The sequence below is a fragment of the Nitratireductor indicus C115 genome (assembly GCF_000300515.1).
GTDB lineage: Bacteria > Pseudomonadota > Alphaproteobacteria > Rhizobiales > Rhizobiaceae > Nitratireductor > Nitratireductor indicus.
This window is the reverse complement of the sequence record NZ_AMSI01000003.1, coordinates 165,450-179,663: the sequence shown is the minus strand read 5'-3', so window position 1 is coordinate 179,663 and position 14,214 is coordinate 165,450. Positions and strand designations below refer to the sequence as shown.

Genomic DNA, 14,214 nt, shown 5'->3' with positions numbered 1-14,214 from the left:
ACGATGGGAGAGGGTCTTGATCGGTAGCCGGTACGGCACATTGGCAAAGCGCGGCATTGCCGCACTTTGCTTTGGCGTTCTGCTGTTTGCGGGTTCCTTCGCGTCAGCGCAGGAACCTGCTGCCGCAGATGCCGACCCTGCAACGGAAAGGCCTTTGGCTGGACGCAATGTCATTTTTCTGCCGCCCGTGCTGGCCGAGCTTTTCGGACCGGGACAGGGAGCTGTCGCCAATCCGGCTGCGCCCTCCGCCGCAGGCGATCAGGCCAACCCAAGCGGGAGCGATGGCGCGCAATCTGCAAGCGCTGCTTCCGCTCCGCTCTCCCAGAATGGGGCGAGGCGCCCTGTGGTCGAGCCGGTGCGGGCAATCGCCGGGCGTTTCGTTCCCGACGAGGTTCTGGTCACGCTCGATGGCGGAGCCGGGGTTGCGACGGAAATCGCCCAGCAGTTCGGCCTCGAACTGCGTTCGGCGCGGGTTTCGGGCCTGCTCGGGCAGACGGTTGCGCGCTTCGGCATTCCCGATGGGCGGCCGGTGAGCATTGTGCTCGCACAGCTGGCCGACGAGGGACGCCTTGCCACACGCGCGCCCAACCATGTGTTCGAACTCCAGCAGGCAGCGAGCCTCGTCAACTACGCTTTCGAGCGCATTGCACTCGATGCGGGGGCTGCGAGCGGTGAGAATGTCAGTGTCGCCGTCATCGATACGGCCTTGGATCCGGAGCATCCGGCCCTGAAGGATGCGGTTGCCGAGAACTTCGATGCCTTGCCGGATATGCCGGTGGAGGATCGCGGGCATGGCACTTCGATTTCTGGTCTGATTGCCGGACGCGGAGCGTTTCGCGGCGTCGCGCCCGGCGTGCGGCTGCTCCACGCGCGGGCTTTCGAAGCGGGTGTTTCGAGTGCGGATGTGCTTCTTGCTGCTCTCGACTGGGCGGTGGAGCAGGGGGCGGAAATCGTCAATATGAGTTTTGTCGGCCCGGAAAATGAGCTTTTCGATGCTGCTTGCGCCAATGCCATGGCGCGTGGCGTCGTGCTTGTGGCGGCGGCCGGCAACAATGGACCAGGCGCGCCTTTCGGTTATCCTGCGGCCTATGATGGCGTGATTGCCGTAACAGCCACGGATGCTGAGGACCGGCTCATGGAACAGGCCAATCGGGGGCGTTATATCGATCTGTCTGCTCCCGGTGTCGACGTGATGGCGCCGGTGCCGGGCGGAATGGATGCGGTCACGGGTACGTCGTTTGCCGCCGCCGTGGTGTCCGGGGCGATTGCCAATCTCATGCATTCGGGTAAGCGCATCGAACCGCAGGCGCTGTCGGAGCTTCTCGCTACGACCGCCGTTGACCTCGGTGCGCCGGGCCGCGACAATGATTTCGGCTCGGGGTTGATCAACGCCCGCGCAGCGATGGATGCGCGATAAGGCAGTTCAGCGGTTTCATGGAAGGCCGTTCGACGGCAGGTCGTTTTACCTGACCGCATACACCAGGCTTGGCCCGATCAGCGCTTGTAATCAAGATTGACGGAAATGCTGATGGTTTTTCCGCCAACGCCCTCGGGTGGACGCGGATAGGGCGCGGCGCGGCGGGCGGTGGCGAGTGCTTCCTTGTCGAGGATCGCGTGCCCGGTTGCCTTCCGCAGTTTCGCGTCGATAAGGCGGCCGGATCGGTCGATGGTGATCGACAAGCCGGCACGGCCTGAAAGTCTCTGGTTTTGGGCGGCCGCCGGATATTTTTTATGGCGCTGCACATGGCCAAGCAGACGGCGAGCATAGGCTGCCTGCTCACCCTTCGTCGCTCCGCCCTTGCGCCCGGTATTGCCGCTGGAGGAACGGGGCGCGGGTCTGGCTTCAGCCTTTGCCGCTGGCTTAGGCCGTGCGGGGCGAGGCGATGCCTTCTGCGCCGGGGCAGGTTTGGCGATCTTGCGTGGCGCAGCGACCTTCGGAGCTATGCGGGGCTGATTTTCCGCTGGGGGTGGAGCGGGACGCGGGGTCGGTAGTGGAGCCTCTGTGGAAAGCGGCAGGGCGACGGGTTCTTCGGCGGGGCGATCCATTGGGATTGGCCGGCTTTCCTCTGCTTCCGCCGTTTCCCCTGTGTCCTCAGAAGGCGATTCCGGGTCTTTCGGCAAGTCGCTGTTTTTGCTTTCCTGTTCGGGTTCGGTGGATTTCTCGTCCTGGGGCTCCACAGTCTCGGGAGGGCGCGTTTGCGCCAGCTGCTCTTCCGGCTGTTCTTTGCTTCCTGCTATGGGCTGTGCGGGCGGTTCCGGGGGGGCTTCCAGTATGATTTCCACGGAAACGGCATTGCTCGCCGCCTCCATGCCTTCGACGGGAAGCATGTCGCGCAGCAGTGCGAGCACCGCGCCGTGGGCGAGAACCGAAACCAGTAGGGTCGCGACAAGGCCAGCCGTCAGGAGCTTTCCTGCGGGTGGCGGCAACCGTGCCGCGTTCGCGGGGCTCGGAATATCGGGCGCTGCGCCGGAAGCTCCGTCTTCGGCAGTGTCGCGAATAGGAGGGACAGGGAATCGACCGCCCGCTTCAATCGGCGCGAGAACAGGTTCGGCCTCGGCCGGCATGGAGCGGGCAAGGTCCGGCCAGACGATCATGGCTTTTGCCTGTTCTCCACCAGATCGACCGGGGTGAGGATCAGCCCTTTGCCATCCTTCGCGCGATGGGCGGTCACACCGTAGACCTCGGCCAGGCGGTCGTCGCTCATGATATGTGCGGGTTTGCCGGCGGCGAACAGGCTGCCGCCCTTCAGCATCACCACCTGATCGCACCAGCGGGCGGCAAGGGTCAGGTCATGCAAGGAAACGAGCACCGTCGCGCCTTCGGCAGCGATGCGCCTCAGAGCCTGCATCATTGTGATCTGATGGGCGGGATCGAGGCCGGAGGCCGGTTCGTCGGCGATGAGGAGGGGCGTCGTCTGCGCCACGGCGCGCGCCGTCAGAACGCGAACTTGTTCACCGCCCGAGAGCTCGGTGGCGATGCGGTTTGCAAGGGGGACGATATCCATCATCTCCATCGCGCGGTCTATGGCGTTGCGGTCTTCTTCGGCCAGGCGTCTGCCGAAACCCCGCCAGGGCAGACGGCCGAGTGTCACCAGATCGCGAACGGTGAGACGCCAGCCAATCGTGCGCGTCTGCGGCAGATAGGCCAGAAGGCGCGCGCGCAGGCCCGGGGCAAGGGCAGCAAGATCATTGGCGCCGAGATGCATCGAGCCATGTGCCTCGACCTGCCCGGCAAGAGCGCGCATGAGTGTGGACTTGCCCGCGCCATTCGGCCCCAGAAGTCCGATCACCTGACCGGGAGCAAGGTCGAGGCCGATCCCGTCCAGAACCTTTCTGCGGCCAAGCTCGACCGAGAGCGCTTCGACAATGAGCCGCATCACAGCATCTCCCGTCTGGCGCGTGTGACGAGCCACAGGAAGAAGGGCGCGCCGATGAGGGCGGTCAAGACGCCGACATTGAGTTCGCCGGCGGCAAGGATGAGACGGGCGGCGATGTCGGCTGCCAGAAGAAGGGCAGCGCCGCCGAGCCCCGCCGGAAGCAGAAGGCTGCTAGGGAGCCGGTCCGTCAGCGGACGGATCAGATGCGGGACCACCAGTCCAATGAAGCCGATCGTGCCCACGACGGCTGTCGCCGCGCCGACGCAGAGCGCCACGCCAACCACGATCAGAAGGCGAGCGCGGCCCATATGGATGCCCATGCTGGCGGCGGCTTCCTCGCCGAGCGACAGGGCATCGATGGCGCGTGCCGAAAACGCGATCAGGATCCAGCCCAGCGCCATCAGGGGCAGGGCAAGCGCCACATGCTCCATCGACCGGTCCTTGAGGGATCCCAGGAGCCAGAAGATGATCTCATAGGCGGCAAAAGGATTTGGCGAGAGGTTGAGCACCAGAGAGGTGAGTGCACCCGAAAGGCTCGAAAGGGCGACACCTGCAAGAATGAGTGTCAGGGTGGAGCCCTGTCTCGCAGCCAGAGCAAGCAGGATGAGAACCGCGATCAATGCGCCGATCAGTGCGCCGGCGGGCAGCGCGTAGAGGGAGCTGCCGGCCAGGCCCGAATAGAAGATCGCCACGGCGCCGAGGGCCGCGGTGGACGAAACGCCGATAATGCCGGGTTCCGCGAGAGGGTTGCGCAGGAAGCCCTGAAGCACTGCGCCAGAAATGCCCAGCGAGAAGCCGATGGCGACGCCGAGGAGCGCGCGGGGCAGGCGTATTTCGCGCATGATGATGGATGCGGCCTCGCTGCCACCGGCAAAAAGACCGATGACGCTGTCATGCAGGGAGAGATCGGCAGGTCCCACCAGCAGCGAAAGCACGAACAGCGCGAGTGCCAGAACCATCAGGACGGGAACGAGAAGGGCGCGCTTCATTGGGTTGCCTCGCCGGGGCAGGGTGCGATTTCAGCGCGCAGTTTTGCCAGCGCCCGCACGGCCTCGATCACCGAAGGGCTGGCGCAGGACCAGGAGCCTTGCGGCACGAAGGAGCCGATCCGCGTATCGGGCAGTGCGGCGATCGCAGGGTGACGCGGTACGCGCTCGCCGAGTGTCGGGGTTTCTCCCGGCCTGCCGATGATGATGACGTCCGGACGGGTTGCGATGACCTCTTCTATCGGGAAAGGCGCCATGCCGACGACGCCGAGATCGGCCGCGATATTGTCGAAGCCAGCTGCCTGCAATACCGAATCCGCAAGCGTTCCCTTGCCCGGCGCAATGCCGTTCTGATCGTAGGCGATGACGGTCGGGCGACGCCCGCACTGCTTCTTCTTTATGCTTTCGATCTCGCTCGTGAAATCGCGGGCGATCTTCTCGGCTTTTTCCTCCTGGCCGAGAAGACTGCCCATGCGGCGGATTTCGTCGGGGATCGTATCCAGCGTCTGGACGAAGGAGAATTCCTCCACGGCAAATCCGAGGCGCTTCAGAAGGGAAGTCGTGTTGTGCAACGAATAGGTGCCGGTGACGACGAGATCGGGATCGTTGAGAAAGACTTCTTCGGCGCGTCCGCGATTGGCGGGATATTTGAGCGCCTCTTCATGCAGCATGGACAGGCTGGGCTGTTTTGCGAGGAAGGATACGGAGACGAGCTGACCGGGGGCTGCGAGTGTCATGGCAAGCTGGTCTGTGCACAGATTGAGCGACATCACGCGCTTGGGCGTCGCACTGGCCGGCGCGGCAAGAAGCGCGCCGGCCAGAAGCATCAGGCCGGAAAGGTGGGATACGCTTTTCCGGCGGGGCTTCCTCATGGGGCGAATTTCGCCTTGAAGCCGGCGAAGACCGAGAAGCCCTGTGTGTTGTAGCCGCGCACGACCTGATAATCCTGGTCGAGAATGTTCTCGGCGCGCAGATAGAGCTCGGTGTTTTCGGTCGGCTTGTAGGCCACCTTGGCGTTCAGCAGGAAGTAGTCATCGAGTTCCCCGCCATCGACCGTGTCGAGCGCGATCTTGCCGGTGGCTGCGATTTCCCATTTTTCGGCCGGGCGCACGACTGCCGAAAGCGCGATGTCATGGCGCGGAATGCGCACTTCGCGGGTGCCGTCGGGGCGCGTGGCCTTGGTGTAGGTGTAGGAGCCGGCGAGGTCGAACCAGTCGGTCACCGCATAGGCCATCGATGCCTCGACGCCACGGGTGCGGATCGTGCCCTCCGTCTGGATGTTCTGGTAGGTCACCGGATCGTAGCCGATGAAGTCGTCGATATTGAGCATAAAATAGGTAAGGTCAGCCGTCAGCTTTCCGTCAAGGAAGCTTTGCTCGACGCCGACATCAAAGCTGACGCTCGTCTCAGGCTCGAGATCGGCATTGCCGTAGAAGGGCGCATAGAGCTCATAAAGGCTCGGTGCGCGGAATCCGGTTCCGACGGAGGAGTGCAGCCGTGTGCCGGTGGCTTCGAACCGGTAGGAGCCGGTGGCGCGCCAGGTGGTGTAGCCGCCATAGGTGGAATGCTCGTCGTGACGCAGGCCAAGCGTTACGGTGAGCGGGTCTACCGGTGTTGCCACCGCCTCAACCCAGCCTCCGCCCATGGAAACGGATTTGTCGATGCCGGCAGATGTTTCGGCGTGATTGCGTTCCCAGTCCGCACCGAAATTCACGGTCAGCATGGGGCTGACCTCGAGCGATCCGAGATAGTCGAGCTTCACACGGCGACCGTCATAGGTGCCGGGGTAGCTGCTGTATTCCTTGCGCGAGATATCGGAAATCTGGGCAGAGACCGTGTTGCTCAGGCGGCCATCGAAGAGCTTGAAATCCGCGCCGACGCGACCCGCGTAGTGATGGTAGGTGGAATATGCGTCGCTGTCGCCGAGCTGGTACAGAGGGGCCGGGTAGGCATCGTCATATTCGGTGCGGCCGTTGATGAAGAGGCCGTTGGCGAAGAAGGAAAGGTCCTCGCTAGCGTCGAACCGGCCGTTGATGGTGCCGGTCACGTTCCGGTAGCCGTCATCCTCGGTGCCTGCGGCTGCGGCAGAGAAACCGTCGGTCTTGACGCCTGACAGCGAGAAGCCGAACTGGCCGCGCTCGAAACCTGCATCAAGTGCATAGCCGCCGCGGAAGGTCTTGTTCGAACCCGCCTCGCCGAAGACGGAGTGGGTGACACCCATTTGCACGCCGCCAAGCGTCGAGATGTTGACGACGCCAGCAATGGCGTCGGAGCCGTAGAGCATGCCCTGGGAACCCTTGAGCACCTCGATACGGTCGACCTCGCCGGCCATCAGATGTGCGAAGGAGGCCTGCGGGGTAGGCGCGGAAACGTCGGAAATGTCGATGCCGTTGTACAGCGTCTTGACGTATTGGCCACGCGCGCCGCGCATGATCATCGTCGTGTTCTTGCCCATGCCGCCCTGGGGAGAAAGGTTGATGCCGGGCAAAAGGGTCAGATAGTCGATGACCAGCGGCAGGGACTGTTCCTCGATTTCCTTCTTTTCCACGACTTCCACCGTGGAGCCGACCTTGGAAAGTTCGGTTGGGGTACGGTTCGGCGTCACGACGATGGTGCCGAGCTCGAAATCCTGAGCGTTGATGGCGGAGGCCGAAAGGCCGAGCGCCAGCGTGGAGACGCTCAGGAAAAGCGGAATGGATCTGGTTGTGCGGTGCATATGCGTGCTGCCCCCTCAAAACAAACTACAAAATGCTGGAGAGAGCGTTGGCAAACCCCGTGCCTCCCTCCGCCAGCGATGACGAATCGTCACCACTGCGAGAAGCACAGTTCCGAAAGCGGCCCGCATCCGGAGGGTGACGGCTTGAGGCAGGTTTCCTGGCTCACGCTTCATCGGCTTCCCCGCCTTCCCAGACATGGTCCAGTGGCATTCGGGGAGCCTTGGCGCTTACAGTTGCGGGCGCAGCCACGGCTCGAACCTCGATCAGGTTCCCCGTGTTCCCTTTTCTCCGAGCGTTTTCACGACCGGAGCACCTCAGGCAATTCCGGCTGATTACCAAGAAGCTTTGTGAGGCGCAATTGGCCAGAACCGCCTATGCGCAAAGCGCCTGTGAAGATTCAAAGACTTATCGGAAATCGAGGGACTGGAAAGAGTGTGCGTGGTTGCTAGCGTGGCCGAAAGGCCACATTTCTGCGGAGGCAGCACCCAATTTTGTGCGCAATCTCCGCGTAAACGAAGGCCTTTTAATGGAGTGTCATGACTTTTTGCGTCATGTTGTTTTTGCGAGTGTGCGTGAAACAGGAGATTTTCATGCGATTGAGTTCTTTCAGGTTCCTTATTTCAGTGCTTCTGGGGCTTGGTTTCATCCTTCCGTTGGCGGCAATCTCGGCCAGGGCCGAGGGCGTTCTTGCCGTTGCCGTCAACGATCTCAATATGCGTGAAGGGCCGGGCACGCGTTATCGGCCGGTCCTCCTCATTCCACGCGGGGCACGGGTTCCTGTCATGCGTTGCACCGACCGCTATGCCTGGTGCGAAGTTGGCTATGCGGGCCGTGCCGGCTGGGTGGCTGCGCGCTATCTGCGCGATACCCGCCCGCGCTACGATGATCGGCCGATCTCCGATATCGGGGCGGTCATCGGATTGCAGCTCTTCAATTTCGTTCTCAACGAGCTCGCCGATCGCGACCGTGGGCCTTCCAATTCAGGCGGTTACGGACGTCCGGGGGGCGGTTCGGGCGGTTACGGTCCCCGCGATCCGGGGCCGAACGAAGTCTGCTTCTTCGAAGATGCCAATTTTCGCGGTCGCAGCTTCTGCGCAGGCGTTGGCGACAGCGATCGACGTCTGAGCGAATTCTGGAATGACCGGATTTCATCGGTTCTGGTCGGGCGCCGTGCAGCCGTTCGCGTGTGCGAACACGAGAATTTCGGTGGCTGGTGCCAGATGGTTACCGACGATATCCGCCTTTTCCCCGGCAGCCGCAACGACGCCATCTCTTCCTACGACGTGCGCCGTGCTGGCGGCGGTGGAGGCAATTGGGGCGGCGGCGGAGGTAACTGGGGTGGCGGTGGCAATTGGGGCGGTGGACGCTCGAAGAGGGCCTGCTTCTTCGAACATGCCAATTTTCAGGGCGCTCGCATTTGCTTCGATGCGGGCGAAGGGACGGCTCGTTTGCCACCCAACTGGAACGACCGCATTTCCTCGATCAAGCTTGAAGGCGGTGCGCGGACCCGTGTCTGTCAGCATGAGAATTTCGGCGGATGGTGCGAGATCGTTCGTGGCGATGCCGCTCGCTTCTCCGACCGCCATAATGACGAAATCAGCTCTCTCGAGGTCTTCTGAAGCCTGATCTCTTCCAGAATTCGCCAGAAACGCCGGGCCTCAGGTCCGGCGTTTTTCTTTGTATGTGAATGGCTTGCATTTATATGAGTATAAGGATCATATTTTACTTTGCAGGCGCCGGTTTCATCAAAAATTTGACCGATTGATAAAAAAATAAAACTGCGCTAGCCTTCCTCCCAATAATAAAAGGGGAATATGGAATGGCTGATGGTCACTATGCGGACGGCATAGCTGCCGGCCGGCTGTCCGGCGAGGACTACAAGCGCAATTTTGCCGATCTTCATCCACCGCTCGATGCGCATGAAGCGCTGGTGGAGGCGGATCGCTGCTATTTCTGCTATGATGCGCCTTGCGCTACGGCGTGTCCCACCTCCATCGACATACCGATGTTCATCCGGCAGATCGCGACAGGCAATCCTCTCGGATCTGCCCGAACGATTTTCGATCAGAACATTCTGGGCGGAATGTGCGCCCGCGTCTGCCCGACCGAAACGCTGTGCGAGGAAGCCTGCGTGCGCGAGGAGGCTGAGGGCAAACCGGTGCAGATCGGGCGCCTGCAGCGCTATGCGACAGATGTCGCGATGGCCGCAGACAGGCAGTTTTACGAACGTGCAGCGTCGAGCGGGCGCAAGGTGGCGGTCGTGGGAGCAGGGCCTGCAGGGCTCGCCTGCGCGCACCGGCTTGCCATGCACGGCCATGCGGTGACGGTGCTTGAGGCGCGCGAGAAAACGGGCGGCCTTAATGAATATGGTATTGCCGCTTACAAAGCGCCCGACGGGTTTGCGCAGGCGGAAGTGGACTACGTCACTGCCATCGGCGGCATAGACATTGAAAACGGCAAGATGCTCGGCCGCGATTTCGCACTCGGCGATCTCCTGCGCGATTACGATGCCGTGTTCCTTGGGATGGGACTTTCAGGCGTCAACGCTCTGCGGGCTGAAGGCGAAGAGGCGGGAGGGGTCGAGAATGCCGTCGATTACATCGCGCATCTGCGTCAGGCGAACGATCTGTCCAGCCTCCCGGTAGGACGGCGCGTGGTCGTTATCGGCGGTGGCATGACGGCCATCGACGCTGCGGTGCAGGCAAGGCTTCTGGGCGCTGAAGAGGTGACCGTGTGTTATCGGCGCGGTCGCGAACAAATGAACGCTTCCGTGTTTGAACAGGACCTTGCCGCCTCGAAGGGCGTCACCATTCGCCATTGGCTCCAGCCGAAAAAGGTTCTGGCCGATGGCGGGCGGGTGACAGGCATCGAGCTCGAATACACAGCGCTTTCCAATGGCAGGCTCGCGGGTACCGGCGAAACGGTGACGCTGAAAGCCGACCAGGTTTTCAAGGCGATAGGACAGGTATTCGACGCTGCCGTTCTGAATGGGAGCAGTGCCTCCATCGCGCTTGAGGGCAACCGCATCAAGGTCGACGGGGAGGGGCGCACCTCCATGCCGAAGGTCTGGGCGGGCGGCGACTGTATCGCAGGCGGAGACGATCTCACGGTTTCGGCGGTCGCGCAGGGGCGCGATGCGGCCGAAAGCATCAATCGCGTATTGGCTGGCTGAGGAGCCTGAGACCCATGGCAGACATTCGCAGCAATTTCGTCGGCATCAAATCGCCTAATCCGTTCTGGCTGGCTTCCGCGCCGCCGACCGACAAGGCTTACAACGTGGAGAGGGCCTTTCGCGCCGGCTGGGGCGGAGTGGTCTGGAAGACGCTGGGCGAGGCCGGGCCGCCGGTCGTCAACGTCAACGGACCGCGCTATGGCGCCATCTGGGGGGCAGACCGCCGCCTTCTGGGCCTCAACAATATCGAGCTCATCACCGACCGCGATCTCTATCTCAACCTGACCGAGATCAAGCGTGTGAAGCGAAACTGGCCGGATCGCGCGCTTGTGGTTTCGCTCATGGTCCCGTGCGAGGAAAACGCCTGGAAAGCCATTCTCCCGCTGGTGGAAGAGACCGAAGCCGATGGCATCGAACTCAATTTCGGCTGCCCGCACGGCATGAGCGAGCGCGGCATGGGAGCTGCGGTCGGACAGGTGCCTGAATATGTCGAGATGGTCGTGCGCTGGTGCAAGCAGAACACCCGCATGCCCGTCATCACCAAGCTGACGCCGAACATCACCGATGTGCGCAAGCCGGCGCGGGCCGCGCATGCGGGCGGTACGGATGCTGTGTCGTTGATCAATACGATCAACTCCATCACTTCCGTGGATCTGGACGATTTCGCCCCGGAGCCGACCATCGACGGCAAGGGCACGCATGGTGGTTATTGCGGGCCGGCCGTCAAGCCGATCGCGCTCAACATGGTGGCCGAGATCGCGCGCGATCCGGCAATGGCCGGTTTGCCGATCTCCGGCATTGGCGGCATTACGACCTGGCGCGATGCGGCTGAATTCCTGGTGCTCGGGTCCGGCACCGTGCAGGTGTGCACGGCGGCAATGACCTATGGCTTCAAGATCGTCGAGGAGATGGCCGAAGGGCTCAAGAACTGGATGGACGCCAAGGGTCATGCCACGCTCGATGACGTTATCGGACGTGCGACGCCGAACGTTACCGACTGGCAGTATCTCAACCTCAACTACATCACCAAGGCTCGGATCGACCAGGATTTGTGCATCAAATGCGGCCGCTGCCACATAGCCTGCGAGGACACATCCCATCAGGCGATCACGGCAATCGTGGATGGTGCGCGCCGGTTCGAGGTGAAGGAAGAAGAATGCGTGGGCTGCAATCTGTGCGTCAACGTGTGCCCGGTCGAGGGATGTATCGACATGGTGCCGCTTGCCGCAGGCAGTCTCGACCAACGTACGGGTGAGGCGGTTCCGCCAAGTTATGCGAACTGGACCACGCATCCCAACAATCCGTCGCGGGTGGCCGCGGCTGAATAATTCCCGTCTCCTCCGGGCGGGGGTTGCCCCAGGGAAGCTGGCGGTGCCTTCGGGCACCGTCTTTTTTATGTGCGGGTCTCCAGGTTTGTCAGGAGGCGTCAGAAGACAAGGCGCATCCTATTGAAGACAATTCATATCATGGATATATTTTATCCATGAATTGGAGGGAAGGTGATGAAGCTCAGCGAAGGCGTCGAGGCGGCCATCCATTGCACTGCGCTTCTGGCGCAGCTTGAGGAGGGCAAGACCATGCCGGCGAGCGCTCTTGCCGAGTATCACGGCCTGTCTCAAAGCTATCTTTTGAAGCACCTCAAGGCTCTTGCGGGGGCGGGCATTCTGGAATCCGTACCGGGGCCACATGGCGGCTATCGGCTGGCGCGACTGCCTGAGCAGATCACGCTTCTCGATGTGGTTCTGGCAATCGAGGGGCCGAAACCCGCGTTTCGTTGCGCGGAGATACGCCAGCGCGGGCCGGGCGCACTGGAACCGGCTGCTTATGTGAAACCATGCGGCATCAACGCTGCGATGCTGCGCGCGGAGCGCGCCTATCGTTCCGTTCTTGGAGAAACCCGGCTGTGCGACGTGTTGGCCGATTACCGCAACGATGCCGATCCCCGCTCCATTGCCTTCGGTTGCGCCTTTGTCGAACGCAATCAAAGGCCACAAGGCTGAACCAACCATACGATGTCATGAAAGGAAATGACGATGAAGGAACGCCTGAACTACTGGAAGGCCGCACCCGAGCTCGTCGGTGCCGTGCGCGGGGTCAAGGATGCGGTCGCGGCCTCGGGGCTGGAAGCAAGCCTGATACATCTCGTCAATCTGCGTGCCTCGCAGATCAATGGCTGCAGTTATTGCGTCGACATGCATACGCGTGAGGCGCGCCGGGATGGAGAAACCGAGCAGCGGGTGCACCTCGTTTCGGCCTGGCGGGAATCTCCGCTTTTCAGCGAGCGCGAGAGGGCGGCGTTCGAGTGGACGGAGCGTTTGACCCGAATTTCAGATGGGCCGGTCGACGATGCACTTTATGCCCGGATGCTCGAGCACTTTTCCGAAAAAGACCTGGTGAGCCTGACGGTTCTAGTCGGCCTCATCAATACGTGGAACCGGATCGCGGTGCCTTTCCGTTCGGTTCATCCGATCATCGATAAGGAAAACAGCGTGGCTGCCTGAGGTCGCCTCGTTGTTTGCACGCTTTGGAGACGATCATGCCTGAAGCATTTGTTGCTTTTCTGCCTGTTCTGGGGCGCCTTTGTCTCGGGGGAGCATTTGTGTTCGCGGGTCTGCGCAATCTCGGCAATATTCCGGCTCTTTCGGACGCCCTGGCTCAGCGCGGCGTGCCTGCGGCGAAGCTTGTCCTGATGGCCGGGATCGGTCTTCAGTGTGTTGCTGGCGCACTCTTCGCAGCCGGTTTCCTGACGGCCTATGCTGCTGCGGCGCTTGTCGTCTTTCTGGTCGCCGCCACCGCGATCTTCCATAATTTCTGGGATCACCGGGGTATGGATCGCAGCGCCCGCATCAACGGTGTCGTTGCCAATATCGCACTGGCGGGCAGCTTTCTTCTCGCCATGGCCCATAGCTGAACCCGCCTGGATTGCGTAAGGATCGACCGGTTCCGGAGGAGAAGATCGCCGGAACTGGTTCAGACGCATAAATGGCATGGGGTTCAGGGTGAACGAGACGGTTACGACGAAGGCGGCACGGCAGGCGGGATATCGGCAGAACGCGACCGGACCTCAAAAGACTTTGGGCCACCTTGCCATGGTTGCATTTGCGGCCCTTGTGGCCGGTTCTTTTTCCGTTGGCGCCATCGTGGCTCCCCATATCGGGCCTGCGTCGCTCAATGCGGCCCGCTTTCTCGTGGCCATCGTACTGATGGGGATCGTCGTGAGAGTGGTGCTTCGGCGGCCCATTCCCTTTCCGGCCGCACCCTGGCGCTTCTTGGTGATGGGGGGCGCGATGGCGCTCTTCTTCATCACCATGTTTACGGCACTTGGCATGACGGACCCGGTGTCGACCGGTGCCGTTTTCACTCTGATGCCATTTCTCAGCACCTTTTTCGGCTATCTGTTTCTGCGGCAGGTACCCCGCGGGCTCGTGCTGCCGAGCCTGATCCTGGCCGGGGTCGGCGCGATCTGGGTCATTTTCGGTGGCGACCTCGACGCCATGCGGCGTTTCGATGTGGGACGAGGGGAGACCATCTTCTTCTTCGGAGTGGTGGGGCACGCAGCCTATGCTTCGCTCGTGCGCTTTTACAATCGGGGTGAACCGGTGCTGGTTTTCACCTTCTGGACGCTGTTGGCGACCGGCATCATCATCGCCGTTTACGGGGTGGGTGAGATCGCTGCGACCCACTGGCAATCGATCCCGTTCAAGGTCTGGGCGGGCATTCTCTATCTGGCGATCTTCACGACTGCCGGAACCTTCTTTCTGCTGCAGTTCGCGGCATTGCGGCTGCCGGCTTCAAAGGTCCTTGCCTACAACTACCTCACGCCGACCCTCATCATCATCTATGAAGGGCTGCTCGGACATGGCTGGGCAAGTTTTTCGGTCATTGCCGGCGCAGGCGTGACGATCCTCGGGCTCGTGCTTCTGGTGCTTGCACCGGATGGCTGATGCAGCGGAGGGCTGACA

General features: G+C 61.9%; 13 protein-coding genes and 1 riboswitch. Of the genes, 8 read left to right on the top strand and 5 right to left on the bottom strand.

Translation table 11 applies throughout. From position 1 onward, the window contains the following. Window positions 1-16 precede the first annotated feature (16 nt). The gene (locus NA8A_RS05575) at window positions 17-1,417 is read left to right on the top strand and encodes a S8 family serine peptidase (protein ID WP_009449663.1); all 1,401 of its coding nucleotides are present in this window, start codon (window positions 17-19) and stop codon (window positions 1,415-1,417) included. A gap of 77 nt (window positions 1,418-1,494) precedes the next feature. Here NA8A_RS05575 and NA8A_RS05570 read toward each other — a convergent pair whose 3' ends face one another. From NA8A_RS05570 to NA8A_RS05550, 5 genes are read right to left on the bottom strand one after another with little or no spacing between them, the layout of a single operon-like run. Next, on the bottom strand, window positions 1,495-2,595 hold the full coding sequence (locus NA8A_RS05570) for an energy transducer TonB family protein (protein ID WP_009449662.1): 1,101 nt from the start codon (window positions 2,593-2,595) through the stop codon (window positions 1,495-1,497). After that, window positions 2,592-3,377, bottom strand: coding sequence for an ABC transporter ATP-binding protein (locus NA8A_RS05565; RefSeq protein ID WP_009449661.1), 786 nt, complete (start codon window positions 3,375-3,377; stop codon window positions 2,592-2,594). Before NA8A_RS05565 ends, NA8A_RS05570 begins: the two co-directional genes overlap by 4 nt. Then, on the bottom strand, window positions 3,377-4,366 hold the full coding sequence (locus tag NA8A_RS05560; RefSeq protein WP_009449660.1) for a FecCD family ABC transporter permease: 990 nt from the start codon (window positions 4,364-4,366) through the stop codon (window positions 3,377-3,379). The genes NA8A_RS05565 and NA8A_RS05560 overlap by 1 nt, the downstream gene beginning before the upstream one ends. Then, the gene (locus tag NA8A_RS05555) at window positions 4,363-5,235 is read right to left on the bottom strand and encodes an ABC transporter substrate-binding protein (RefSeq protein WP_009449659.1); all 873 of its coding nucleotides are present in this window, start codon (window positions 5,233-5,235) and stop codon (window positions 4,363-4,365) included. Before NA8A_RS05555 ends, NA8A_RS05560 begins: the two co-directional genes overlap by 4 nt. After that, window positions 5,232-7,079, bottom strand: a complete 1,848-nt coding sequence (locus NA8A_RS05550) for a TonB-dependent receptor plug domain-containing protein (protein ID WP_009449658.1) — start codon at window positions 7,077-7,079, stop codon at window positions 5,232-5,234. Before NA8A_RS05550 ends, NA8A_RS05555 begins: the two co-directional genes overlap by 4 nt. Window positions 7,080-7,210: 131 nt before the next feature. Next, a riboswitch (cobalamin riboswitch) is annotated at window positions 7,211-7,412 on the bottom strand. 258 nt (window positions 7,413-7,670) lie between these two features. On the opposite strand from NA8A_RS05550, the gene NA8A_RS05545 reads away from it, so the two are divergent. The 7 genes from NA8A_RS05545 to NA8A_RS05515 all read left to right on the top strand — a co-directional run bounded on the left by NA8A_RS05545 (window position 7,671) and on the right by NA8A_RS05515 (window position 14,196). After that, on the top strand, window positions 7,671-8,699 hold the full coding sequence (locus tag NA8A_RS05545; RefSeq protein ID WP_009449657.1) for a peptidase inhibitor family I36 protein: 1,029 nt from the start codon (window positions 7,671-7,673) through the stop codon (window positions 8,697-8,699). Between the two features lie 200 nt (window positions 8,700-8,899). Next, a complete protein-coding gene (locus NA8A_RS05540; protein ID WP_009449656.1) occupies window positions 8,900-10,252 on the top strand; it encodes an NAD(P)-dependent oxidoreductase in 1,353 nt (450 codons plus the stop codon). 14 nt (window positions 10,253-10,266) lie between these two features. Next, complete coding sequence (gene preA, locus NA8A_RS05535) at window positions 10,267-11,580, top strand: NAD-dependent dihydropyrimidine dehydrogenase subunit PreA (RefSeq protein WP_009449655.1); 1,314 nt, start codon at window positions 10,267-10,269, stop codon at window positions 11,578-11,580. Window positions 11,581-11,754: 174 nt separating this feature from the next. Further along, complete coding sequence (locus tag NA8A_RS05530; RefSeq protein ID WP_009449654.1) at window positions 11,755-12,252, top strand: RrF2 family transcriptional regulator; 498 nt, start codon at window positions 11,755-11,757, stop codon at window positions 12,250-12,252. 33 nt (window positions 12,253-12,285) lie between these two features. After that, window positions 12,286-12,753 (top strand): carboxymuconolactone decarboxylase family protein, encoded by a 468-nt coding sequence (locus NA8A_RS05525; RefSeq protein ID WP_040671939.1) that lies wholly within the window; start codon window positions 12,286-12,288, stop codon window positions 12,751-12,753. 35 nt (window positions 12,754-12,788) lie between these two features. Beyond that, window positions 12,789-13,163: a DoxX family protein gene (locus NA8A_RS05520; protein ID WP_009449652.1), complete on the top strand. Its 375-nt coding sequence runs from the start codon at window positions 12,789-12,791 to the stop codon at window positions 13,161-13,163. 88 nt (window positions 13,164-13,251) lie between these two features. Next, entirely contained in the window at window positions 13,252-14,196 is a 945-nt protein-coding gene (locus NA8A_RS05515; protein WP_240532740.1) for a DMT family transporter, read from the top strand. The last annotated feature ends 18 nt before the right edge of the window (window positions 14,197-14,214 follow it).